This is a genomic window from Haemophilus sputorum HK 2154, from assembly GCF_000287615.1.
In the GTDB taxonomy this organism is placed as follows: domain Bacteria; phylum Pseudomonadota; class Gammaproteobacteria; order Enterobacterales; family Pasteurellaceae; genus Haemophilus_A; species Haemophilus_A sputorum.
The window spans coordinates 1-11,908 of sequence record NZ_ALJP01000006.1 but is presented as its reverse complement, the minus strand read 5'-3'; the positions used below and the strand labels follow the sequence as shown (position 1 = coordinate 11,908).

At 39.2% G+C, this 11,908-nt stretch carries 7 protein-coding genes and 1 rRNA gene; 5 read left to right on the top strand and 3 right to left on the bottom strand.

Features of this window, described 5'->3' with window-relative positions:
- The first annotated feature begins 158 nt into the window (after positions 1-158).
- Complete coding sequence (locus HMPREF1128_RS01640) at positions 159-1,010, top strand: lysozyme inhibitor LprI family protein (RefSeq protein WP_007523593.1); 852 nt, start codon at positions 159-161, stop codon at positions 1,008-1,010.
- A gap of 40 nt (positions 1,011-1,050) precedes the next feature.
- Here the strand turns inward: HMPREF1128_RS01640 and aspA are convergent, their stop codons facing one another.
- Together aspA and pepA are read right to left on the bottom strand one after the other, a co-directional pair.
- Positions 1,051-2,469, bottom strand: coding sequence for an aspartate ammonia-lyase (gene aspA / locus HMPREF1128_RS01635; RefSeq protein ID WP_007523636.1), 1,419 nt, complete (start codon positions 2,467-2,469; stop codon positions 1,051-1,053).
- Positions 2,470-2,642: 173 nt separating this feature from the next.
- Complete coding sequence (gene pepA / locus HMPREF1128_RS01630) at positions 2,643-4,142, bottom strand: leucyl aminopeptidase (protein ID WP_007523638.1); 1,500 nt, start codon at positions 4,140-4,142, stop codon at positions 2,643-2,645.
- Positions 4,143-4,359: 217 nt separating this feature from the next.
- On the opposite strand from pepA, the gene lptF reads away from it, so the two are divergent.
- The 4 genes from lptF to HMPREF1128_RS01610 are packed head-to-tail and all read left to right on the top strand — an operon-like array spanning position 4,360 to position 11,578.
- Positions 4,360-5,463, top strand: a complete 1,104-nt coding sequence (gene lptF / locus HMPREF1128_RS01625; RefSeq protein WP_007523630.1) for an LPS export ABC transporter permease LptF — start codon at positions 4,360-4,362, stop codon at positions 5,461-5,463.
- On the top strand, positions 5,463-6,545 hold the full coding sequence (gene lptG, locus HMPREF1128_RS01620) for an LPS export ABC transporter permease LptG (protein WP_007523640.1): 1,083 nt from the start codon (positions 5,463-5,465) through the stop codon (positions 6,543-6,545). The genes lptF and lptG overlap by 1 nt, the downstream gene beginning before the upstream one ends.
- A 51-nt stretch (positions 6,546-6,596) precedes the next feature.
- Positions 6,597-10,070, top strand: a complete 3,474-nt coding sequence (gene dnaE, locus HMPREF1128_RS01615; protein ID WP_010128183.1) for a DNA polymerase III subunit alpha — start codon at positions 6,597-6,599, stop codon at positions 10,068-10,070.
- Positions 10,071-10,126: 56 nt separating this feature from the next.
- Positions 10,127-11,578, top strand: a complete 1,452-nt coding sequence (locus HMPREF1128_RS01610) for an aminoacyl-histidine dipeptidase (RefSeq protein WP_007523616.1) — start codon at positions 10,127-10,129, stop codon at positions 11,576-11,578.
- Positions 11,579-11,719: 141 nt separating this feature from the next.
- Here HMPREF1128_RS01610 and rrf read toward each other — a convergent pair.
- Positions 11,720-11,835, bottom strand: a 5S ribosomal RNA gene (gene rrf / locus HMPREF1128_RS01605).
- Positions 11,836-11,908: the final 73 nt, after the last annotated feature.

Here is an 11,908-nt window from a genome sequence, read left to right as displayed (position 1 = left end):
TAGATTGACGATAAAAAAATAAAACGATAGAATTTCCTCATTGTAATAGCACTGCGAAATGAAAAACGTTGTTACAATAAGAGATGAATTTCTCGCAAAGCTCTGCCCCTTAAAATTTCGGTTTTAAGGGGCATCTTTTTTATTTAAGGAAGGACGCTATGAAAAAACTTACCACATTAGCTATTCTCTGGCTTTGCTCGCCTTTACTCGCTAATGAAGGGAATATATCTGTCGATCTCAATAGTGGAAAAGATATCTATTCACAATGTATTGATGAAACTATTAAAGAAGATCCTGAAGCTAACATCAATAATGCTATTGTAGCTAATTGCATGGAATACACCTCATATATATACAAACAAAAAATTAACAAGTTATATAAAGAAATTACCGAAAAAATTAAAAAAGCAACAAATTCAAATGATGCCATTGATGAATTGAGTCAATTAGAAACTGCTCAAAAAACTTGGATTCAGTATCGAAATAATAAATGTGCGCTTTTTAATTCAGGATTACAAAATCTTTCTTGCTTAATGAATGAGAATGAACAACGTATAGAGAAACTAAAAAAGATAAAGGCAGGAGAAGAACTTTTTTATTCAACGGAAAAGAATCCTAATCTTAGTAAAGATGCTTATTCACAATGTCTTGATAAAACGATTAAAGAGTTAAAAAAAGAAGATCCAGAAGCTAGCATCAATAATGCTGTTGTAAGTTATTGCATAGACTCCACTTCAGAACAATACAAGAAACAAATCAATCAGCTATATCAAGAAATCACCAAACAGATAAAACAAAGCTCAGATTTAAATGAAGTTAACTATGATTTAAAAGGACTAGAAACCTTTCAAAAAACTTGGATTCGTTATCGAAATAGTAAATGTGCTCTTGTTGATCCTGGATTAGGAGAGCATTATTGTTTAATGAGCGAAAATAGAATGCGTGTAGAAAAACTAAAAAAGATAAAAGCTGGAAAAGAACAGTTTTATTCTGATGAAGATTTTGAATAAATTATTAAAAAAGGGAGCTAAGCTCCCTTTTATTATGCAGTTATTTATTTAATTTTGCTTTGTAAGTTGGATTCATTAAGTTCTCTACAGAGAGAATATCATCTAATTCAGCTTCTGTGAGTAACCCTTTTTCTAGCACAACTTCACGTACACCTTTGCCTGTTTGAGCACAAATCTTACCAACAATATCCCCGTTATGGTGACCAATAAATGGATTAAGATAAGTGACAATACCGATAGAATTAAAGACATAATTTTGACAAATTTCACGGTTAACCGTAATACCATCAATACATTTATCGCGTAAATTTACACATGCATTGGTCAATAGAGAAATAGATTCAAACATTGATTGACCAATTACGGGCTCCATTACGTTTAATTGTAATTGCCCTGCTTCTGCCGCAAAGGTAACAGTGGTGTCATTACCGATAACTTTAAAGCAAACTTGGTTTACGACTTCTGGCACAACCGGATTCACTTTTGCCGGCATAATAGAAGAGCCAGCTTGTAGCTCAGGTAAGTTGATTTCATTTAAGCCTGCACGAGGGCCAGATGAAAGCAAGCGTAAGTCATTACAAACTTTAGAAAGTTTCACCGCGGTACGTTTTAATGCACCATGAACCATCACATAGGCACCACAGTCTGAAGTTGCTTCAATCAAGTTTTCTGAAAGTGTGCAAGGTAACTTGGTTACTTCTGATAAATATTTAACGGCTAACTCCGGATAGCCTTGTGGAGTATTTAAACCCGTACCAATTGCAGTAGCCCCTAAATTCACTTCTAGCAATAATTTCGCTGTGCGTTTAAGGTTTCTAACCTCTTCTTCTAATAAAACGGCAAAGGCTTTGAATTCTTGGCCTACAGTCATTGGCACCGCATCTTGTAATTGGGTGCGTCCCATTTTCAATACATCCGCAAATTCAGTCGCTTTTGCTTCAAATCCTTTTTGTAAATAGCGAACTTTTTGAATCAAACCTAAAATACTGTTATATACGGCAATTCGGAAACCTGTTGGATAAGCATCATTGGTAGATTGGCTCGCATTAACATGATCCATTGGGTTGATGATGTCATAGCTGCCTTTCGGATAACCTAAAAGCTCTAATGCTAAGTTTGCTACAACTTCATTGGTATTCATATTTACTGAAGTACCGGCACCACCCTGATATACATCTGATGGAAACTGATCTAAACAACGGCCATTTTTTAAGATTTCATCACATGCTTTGACAATCGCATCTGCAATCTTAGCTGGAATTGCGCCTAATTCACCATTAGCTAATGCAGTGGCTTTTTTAACCATAACCATACCACGCACAAATTCAGGTACATCTGAAATTGTATTGCGGGAAATGTTAAAGTTCTCAATAGCTCTTAAGGTATGAATCCCCCAATAGGCATCATTTGGAACTTCTCTTTCGCCTAATAAATCCACTTCAACACGAACATCTTTCATATAAACTCCTGATTTACAGTTTTATTTAGTTTGAAAAGATCATAGCAACTTCTTTACTAAAACAATGTGATCTACATCATATTTTGGGTTGCTTGGTAGTGGATATAATTTAGGGTTAATCATTAGAATTTCTAATCAAAAGCCTTCTCAATGAGAAGGCTTAAAATGAGTAACTATGCAGAATGGGATTTATTGATAAGATATTGTGTAAGCAATGGTACAGGTCTGCCAGTAGCACCTTTTTCGGCGCCAGATTTCCATGCTGTTCCCGCAATATCTAAATGCGCCCAGTGGTATTTTTGAGTAAAGTTAGACAAGAATTGCCCTGCTGTAATCGCCCCACCTAATCGACCGCCAATATTCGCTAAATCTGCAAAGTTTGATTTTAATTGCGCCTGATACTCTTCGCCTAACGGTAATTGCCATGCCTTATCATCAGATTCTGAAGCAGCATTTAACAATTCATGCGCAAGCGGATGGTGTGTTGACATCAAACCACTGTTATGTGTACCTAATGCAATCATACAAGCGCCAGTTAAAGTCGCAATATCAATCACCGCTTCAGGTTCAAAACGCTCAACATAAGTTAAGGTATCACACAATACAAGACGACCTTCTGCATCTGTATTTAATACTTCTACGGTCAAACCATTCATAGTTTTAAGAATATCGCCTGGACGATAAGCATTGCCATCCGGCATATTTTCACAACCAGCAAGCACGCCAATTACATTTAACGGTAAATTCATTTCCGCTAACGCTTTCATTGTGCCATAAACAGATGCTGCACCACCCATATCATATTTCATTTCATCCATAGATTCAGATGGCTTAATTGAAATACCGCCAGAGTCAAATGTTAACCCCTTACCCACTAATACAATCGGTTTTGCATTTGGATTAGGGTGATTTTGATATTTAATTACCGATAAATAAGCAGGGTTTGCCGAACCGCGAGAAACCGCTAAATAGCTTTCCATTCCAAGCGATGCCATTTCCGATTCATCAATAATTTGTGTTTCAATCGTCTCATAATCTGCAGCTAAATTTTTGGCAAGGGTTGCTAAATAAGCTGGGTTACACACATTTGGCGGACAATTTGCGACATTTTTCGCGAAAGTTACCCCTGTTGCGATGGCTTTACCATGTAACAATGCTTGTTCAGCTTCAGCCAATGCTTTACGGCTTTCTACATTAAAAACAATTTTGCGTAATTGGCGGCGTTGTTCTGGTTGAGCGCTTTTAAACTCCACAAAACGGTAAAGACTTTCTTGAATCGCTTCAATCGCAAAACGAACATTCCAATAAACTGAGCGACCTTTTACATGCAATTCACTTAAAAAAGAAACGGCTTCCGTTGCGCCAGTTTCATTTAACACCGAAATGGCTTTTTGGTTGATTTGTTTATATTGGCGCTCTGTAAGATCTCGCTCTTTACCACAACCTACAAGCAATACGCGATCAGCAGAAACATGCGGCACATAGTGTAACAATAATGTTTGCCCTACTTTGCCATCTAAATCGCCTTTACGTAATAATTGACTCAGATAACCTTCACTTTGTTTATCTAATTGTTCTGCTGCAGCAGACAAACGACGGGACTCATACACCCCAATAATTAAGCATGCTGTTCGTTGTTTTTCAACACTGCCATTTTTTACTAAAAATTCCATAAATACTCCCGTGATTTTTTCAGCTTAAAGCGGTAAAATATGCCGTTTAAAAACGTTATTTTCCACTTTGCAAATAATTGGCAAAATCCGACCGCTTGTCGCTTTCTGCCAATGGCATAGAAAGCGAACCTAACAGATTTTATTCGGTCATAAAGCTACCGACTTGCCAAAAAATTGCAAGCACTATTTAAGAAAATATAGCAAAGAGATTATTACTGTGATTTTAAGCCGTTACCTTACTAAAGAGATTTTCAAAAGCCAGCTGGCTATTTTGTTTATTCTCTTACTCATGTTTTTTAGCCAACAGCTGATTAGCGTGTTGAATTCCGCTGTGAGCGGCAAAATCCCAACGGATTTGGTATTAAGCCTATTAGGTTTAGGTATGCCGGCATTATCACAATTTATGCTTCCACTTTCCTTGTTTGTTGCATTATTGCTGACCTTAGGCAGACTCTATGCTGAAAGTGAAATTACTGTCATGCGTGCTTGCGGTGTAGGGCAAACTTTGCTGACTAAAGTCGCTCTCTTCTTATCTATTTTTACGACAGCATTGGCAGCCTATAACGTCTTTACGCTGACTCCATGGGCAATTGATACCCAAAGTAAAATGTTAGCAGAAGCGAAATCTAACCCCCGTTTTTCTGCCTTATCTGCAGGCCAATTTATGAGTGCAGGGGGGTATGTGCTATTTATTGAAAGCATCAATAATGAGGCAAATACCCTTAACGACATTTATGTTTTCCAGCCGGATCAACAAAAGAAAAATCGTCCATCTGTTGTAGTGGCAAGCAAAGGCGAGCTACAAGGCTTATCTAACGGTGACCAACTTTTAACGCTAAAAAACAGTACTCGTTACGAAGGGACAGCCACAACAGCAGATTTCCGCATTGCACATTTTGAAAAGTACACCGCCTATTTAGGTTATCAAGATGTAAATTCTAGTGAGAAGTTGATGCAACGAGCAACCTTTAGTAGCCTAATTAACGATAACTCTCCAGAAGCACAAGCTGAATTACAATGGCGTTTTGCTTTAGTACTAGCCGTGCCGTTAATGGCAATGTTAGCCGTACCAATGAGTAGTGTAAATCCACGCCAAGGTCGCTTTGCTAAAATTATTCCAGCAGTGTTGCTCTATCTTATTTATTTCTTGCTACAAAGCTCGCTGAAATCAGCAGGCGCATCAGGTAAATTAGACACCACAATTTGGATGCCTTTGGTTTCAACATTCTTTTTAGTATTAGGCATCATCATGAATGCGTGGGACAGTAAATTCATTTCAGCGGTTCGTTATCGCTTTAGCTTGAAAAAGACGGGGGCATAATGAAATTATTAGGTATGAATATTCTTGAGCGCTACATCGGCAAAAGTATTTTAGGCAGTATTTTTGCTGTGCTATTAGCAATTAGCGGTTTAATTTTTATCGTTAAATTAGTAGAAGAATTCAAAGATGTCGGCAAAGGCAGTTATGATGGACTTTCTGCAACTTATTATGCGCTGTTAATGTTACCTAGCGATATTAAAGAAATTATTCCCGTTGTTGTGCTAATTGGTGGTTTACTAGGTTTAGGTAACCTTGCTAGCCGTAGTGAATTAGTGGTAATGCAAGCATCAGGCTTTTCTCGCTTTCGTATTGGCCTAGCAGTAATGAAAACCGCCCTTCCGCTTATTTTCTTAACCATGTTTTTAAGTGAATGGGGCATTCCACAAACCGAACAATATGCGCGAAATATGCGTTCAATCGCACAAAGTGGTGGCTCAATGTTAGCCACAACAGGAGGATTTTGGGCTAAAGATGGGCAAGATTTTATTTATATTCGCCATATCAATAATGAAAGAGAATTAAATCACATCTCGATTTACCATTTTGATAACAAAGCGCTAAAAGCGGTTACCCAAGCGGAACGCGCAATCTATGCAGACAATCATTGGCAACTACAAAACGTAGAAAAATCGGCGATTAGTGATAATCAAATTGAACAAACTAAAGGTGCAGACCAAGCTTGGCAAACGACTATTACGCCAAGCAAATTAGGTATTGTTTCACTTAAACCTGAATCGCTTTCTATTTCAGGTTTATCGGATTACGTTGGTTTCTTAAAAGAAACCGGACAAGATCCAAAACGCTTTGAAATTGCGTTCTGGCGCAAGCTTTACCAGCCAATTTCAATGGCAGTGATGATGTTGTTAGCCATTTCCTTCGTATTCGGTCCACTACGCAGTAGTGCAATGGGAACCAAGCTATTTATCGGTATTATCGCGGGTTTTGTATTCTACGTATCGAACATTACGTTCGGGAATATGACGTTAGTCTTTACCTGGATTCCAACCTTTATCGGTGCGCTCATACCAAGTTTAATCTGCTTAACCATTGTTTGGTGGCTACTAGCAAAAAAACGTGATTAACCCACAAACCACGAAAGCCCTGCTTTCGTGGTCTTTTTTAAATAAGAAAATATGTCAACTCCTCGTTTCGTTCATCTTCAAGTTCATAGTGATTTCTCCATGATCAATGGACTTGCCAAAGTTAAGCCCTTAGTAAAAACTGCTGTTAACCAACAAATGGTGGCTATGGCACTCACGGATTTTACTAACTTCTGCGGTTTAGTGAAATTTTATGGTGAATCACTGAGCAGCGGATTAAAACCGATTATCGGGGCCGATATTTATATGCGTGCTAATCCAGACAGTGAAGAAATTTTTGAGTTGACCTTATTAGCCAAAAACGATACTGGCTACCACAATATCACACTATTGCTTTCACAAGCCTATCAGCAAGGCTATATGGAATTTCCTATTGTGGAAAAAGCTTGGCTTGCTGAACGAAACGAAGGAATCATCGTTCTTTCTGGCGGCAGAAATGGCGATGTAGGCAAAAGCTTACTAAAAGAAAATGAGGCTGAAGCGGAAGAGTTATTAGCCTTCTATCAAACTCATTTTCCTCATCACTATTATTTTTCTGTTTGTCGAACAGGCAGAACGGATGAAGAACGCTATATTCAAGCGGTTGTTCCCTTTTCCCAAAAGCACCAAATTCCGCTAGTTGCAGTCAATGATGTCATGTTCTTAAAAGAGGATGACTTTGATGCGCACGAAATTCGTGTAGCCATTCATGATAGCTACACACTAGACGATCCAAGACGCCCTAAAAAATACTCTGCTCAACAATATTTTAGAAGCGAAGAAGAAATGTGCGCACTGTTTGCCGACTTACCACAGGCGGTTGAAAATAGCGTACAAATTGCAAAACGTTGTAATGTAAACGTACGCTTAGGCGAGTATTTCTTACCCAATTTTCCAACAGGCGAACTCTCTACCGCAGATTTTCTTGTGAAAAAATCGAAAGAAGGTTTAGAAGAACGCTTGGAATTCTTATTTCCTGATCCCAAAGAACGTGCAGACAAGCGGTCTGTTTATGACGAACGTTTGCAAGTTGAGCTTGATGTAATTAACCAAATGGGTTTCCCTGGCTATTTCTTGATCGTGATGGAATTTATTCAGTGGTCAAAAGATAATGGGATTCCTGTTGGCCCAGGACGAGGCTCTGGCGCAGGTTCTTTAGTCGCTTACGCCCTTAAAATTACTGATTTAGATCCGCTTGAGTTTGATTTACTCTTTGAGCGTTTTCTCAACCCAGAACGGGTATCCATGCCAGACTTTGACGTCGACTTCTGTATGGATGGTCGAGATCAGGTGATTGAACACGTTGCTGATACTTACGGCCGTCAGGCAGTATCACAAATCATTACATTTGGCACAATGGCTGCAAAAGCAGTTATCCGCGATGTAGGGCGAGTCTTTGGTCATCCTTATAGCTTTGTTGATCGCATCTCAAAACTAATTCCGCCTGATCCCGGCATGACCCTTAGTAAAGCGTTTGAAGCAGAACCTAAGTTAGGCGAATTATATGAGGCGGATGAAGAAGTTAAAGATCTCATCGACATGGCTCGTAAGCTAGAAGGGGTTACCCGTAACGCTGGTAAACATGCTGGCGGCGTGGTTATCGCACCAACTGCGATTACAGATTTTTCACCGCTTTATTGTGATTCTGAAGGTATGCATCCCGTCACACATTTTGATAAAAATGATGTGGAATATGCTGGCCTAGTGAAATTTGACTTCTTAGGATTGCGTACGCTAACTATCATCAAGTGGGCTCTAGAGATGATTAACGCGCGATTAGCACGCGAAGGTAAACCACTTGTGCGAATCGAAAGCATTCCACTAGATGATGAAAAATCTTTTAAACTCTTATTAGAGGCCAAAACGACTGCGGTTTTCCAGCTAGAGTCGCGCGGTATGAAAGACTTAATTTCTCGCCTTAAACCGGACTGCTTTGAAGATATTATCGCGTTAGTAGCCTTATTCCGCCCAGGCCCGCTTGAGTCTGGCATGGTGCAGAACTTTATCGACCGTAAACACGGTATTGAAGAAGTTTCCTACCCTGATGCGCAATATCAACATGAATGCTTAAAGCCAATTCTTGAACCGACTTACGGCGTGATTGTTTACCAAGAGCAAGTGATGCAAATTGCGCAAGAGCTTGCTGGTTACACGCTGGGTGGAGCAGATTTATTACGCCGAGCTATGGGTAAGAAAAAACCAGAAGAGATGGCGGCTCAGCGAGAAATTTTTGAAAAAGGTGCAATTAACAAAGGGATTGATGGCAATCTAGCCATGAAAATCTTTGACCTTGTAGAAAAATTCGCAGGTTATGGGTTCAATAAATCTCACTCTGCTGCTTATGCATTGGTTTCTTATCAAACTCTATGGCTGAAAGCCCATTATCCTGCAGAATTTATGGCTGCAGTGATGACATCTGAGATGGATAACACCGATAAGATTGTGAGCCTTTATGATGAATGCATGAATATGGGATTGACCATTGTGCCACCAGATGTGAATACTGGAAAACATCGCTTTAGTGTAAATGAAAAAGGTGAAATTGTTTACGGATTAGGCGCAATTAAAGGCGTAGGAGAAGGCCCAATCGAAGCCTTACTTGAAGCTCGTCAAGATGGCATTTTCAAAGATCTTTTCGATTTGACTGCACGCGTTGATCTGAAAAAGATTAACCGCCGAACTTTTGAAGCACTGATTATGTCTGGTGCCTTTGATAAATTAGGCCCACACCGAGCTGCCTTATTAAAAAATCTTGAAGATGCGCTAAAAGCTTCCGATCAACACAGCAAAATGGAAGCATTAGGTCAAAGCGATATGTTTGGGGTGCTTACGGAAACGCCAGAAGAAGTGCAAGATGCATATGCCAATACACCTAAGCTGTCAGAACAAGTGATTTTAGAAGGTGAACGCAATACGCTCGGATTATATTTAAGTGGTCATCCTATTGGACGATTCCTAAAAGAGTTGTCTCACTATGCACCTATCCGCTTAAATGAGTTACAACCTACACGACGTGGGCAGATGGTAACTGTAGCGGGTATTATCGTCAATGCACGAATTGCCACCACCAAGCGAGGAAGCCGTTTAGGTATTGGAACCATTGAAGACCGTTCGGGTAAATTGGATATCACACTCTTTTCTGAAGCATTAGAAACCTATGGTGCACTTTTGCAAAAAGATCAGATTGTTATCGCCACTGGCTCTATTCAATTTGATGATTTTAGTGGAGGCTTAAAAATGTCTGTTAGAGAACTTTCAACCTTAGATGAAAGTCGTGCAAGACATGCCAAAAGCCTTGCATTAGCGATTCAAGCCGAGCAGCTATCGGATGGCTTTATTAAATCATTAAATACGATTATTACGCCTTATAAAGCTGGTACACTCCCGCTTAATTTTTATTATCAAAGCCCAGCTGGACGCGTACTATTACGTGGAGGAGTCGAATGGCGAGTTACCCCAAAAGAAGAAATGTTAACTGAACTTAAAGGACTACTTGGCGAAAATGCCGTAGAATTAGAATTCAATTAAAGCTCTTCCCACAATATGATATGATTTCAGACATATTAACAACGTTAGAGGTTACTATGTCTGAAATTTCAACACTCTCCCCAACAGCCTTATGGCAATGGTTCGATAAAATTTGTACGATTCCCCATCCTTCCTACCACGAAGATGCTTTAGCCGAATATTTACTTAATTGGGCAAAATCACAACATTTCTTTGCTGAACGCGATGAAGCTGGCAATCTGCTTATCCGTAAACCTGCAACACCTGGAATGGAAAATCGTCAAACTATCGCATTACAAGCGCACTTAGATATGGTGCCACAAGCAAATGCCAATACACCGCATGATTTTACTAAAGATCCTATTCAACCATATATTGATGGCGAATGGGTTAAAGCTAAAGGAACCACACTAGGCGCAGATAATGGTATCGGCTTGGCATCTTGCATGGCTGTGCTATCTTCCACTGACATTGCACATCCAGAATTAGAAGTGCTGTTAACGATGACTGAAGAAGTCGGCATGGAGGGTGTATTAGGGCTCCGCCCAAATTGGTTAAGCGCTAATATTATGATTAACACCGATACCGAAGATAATGGAGAAATCTATATCGGCTGTGCTGGTGGCGAAAATGTGAACTTGAATTTACCGCTAACTCGTGAAAAAAATCCATTTGATACAGCATTAACACTGACTCTTAAAGGGTTAAGAGGTGGGCACTCTGGCTGTGATATTCACACTAACCGTGCAAATGCTATTAAATTATTAGCTCGCCAGCTTGCTGAAATTGAAGGAATTGCATTTTCTATTACGGACATTCATGGAGGCTCAGTGCGTAATGCTATTCCAAGGGAAGCGCAAGCAACGATTAACTTTTTTGCAAAAGATCAGGAAAATCTAACCGCTTGTATTCAACGCGTTAGTGACACAATTCAAACAGAATTAAGATTAGCTGAGCCACAATACCAATTACTTATTGAGAAAAATATACCAAGCGAAACCTCATTTACTACAAGTGATAGCCAAAAAATCATTCACTTAGTCAATTTACTTCCTAATGGCGTTATTCGTCAAAGCGATATTGTAAAAGATGTCGTAGAAACCTCGTTAAGTGTAGGAATTGTAGGGATTAAAGATGAATCTCTTTTCGTAACTATTCTTTCTCGTTCATTAGTAGAAAGTGGAAAAGAAGCAATTAGAAATAAAATCCGCTCACTGGCAGCACTAACTGGTGCACAAGCAGAGTTTTCTGGTAACTATCCTGGCTGGGAACCAGACACTACATCACAAATTGTGCCATTAACTAAAGCCATTTATGACGAAGTACTTGGTTATGAGACTCAAATTAAAGTGATTCATGCGGGATTAGAATGTGGCTTAATTAAAAAAGTTTATCCAAACATGGATCTAGTTTCTATTGGGCCGACTATTCGCAATGCTCACTCACCAGATGAGAAAGTGCATATTCCAGCGGTTTCTATTTACTGGATGTTATTAACTAAATTGTTAGCACAAGCACCAAATAAATAATTCTTTGAAATGCAAAAAAGCAGATAAATTTCATTTATCTGCTTTTATTTTATTTCTGATAAAAATATCTTTTATTAGCTATAGCATAGCTGAAAAACAAAAACCCCGTCACACTCAGTAACGGGGTCCTTTCTCTATTCAATCCGGCGATGCCCTACTCTCACATGGGGAACCCCCACACTACCATCGGCATTACAGCATTTTACTTCTGAGTTCGGTATGGAGTCAGGTAGAACTACTGCACTATGGTCGCCGGAATATCCGGTCATGATTCATCTCATTATCTTATCTATTCTTCTTCTCAAAACCAAAAACAAGCCTCAAAACCTT

Coding starts and splice junctions, on each gene's coding strand:
- HMPREF1128_RS01640 (WP_007523593.1), top strand. CDS start 159: ATGAAAAAACTTACCACATTAGCTATTCTCTGGCTTTGCTCGCCTTTA.
- aspA (WP_007523636.1), bottom strand. CDS start 2,469: ATGAAAGATGTTCGTGTTGAAGTGGATTTATTAGGCGAAAGAGAAGTT.
- pepA (WP_007523638.1), bottom strand. CDS start 4,142: ATGGAATTTTTAGTAAAAAATGGCAGTGTTGAAAAACAACGAACAGCA.
- lptG (WP_007523640.1), top strand. CDS start 5,463: ATGAAATTATTAGGTATGAATATTCTTGAGCGCTACATCGGCAAAAGT.
- dnaE (WP_010128183.1), top strand. CDS start 6,597: ATGTCAACTCCTCGTTTCGTTCATCTTCAAGTTCATAGTGATTTCTCC.
- HMPREF1128_RS01610 (WP_007523616.1), top strand. CDS start 10,127: ATGTCTGAAATTTCAACACTCTCCCCAACAGCCTTATGGCAATGGTTC.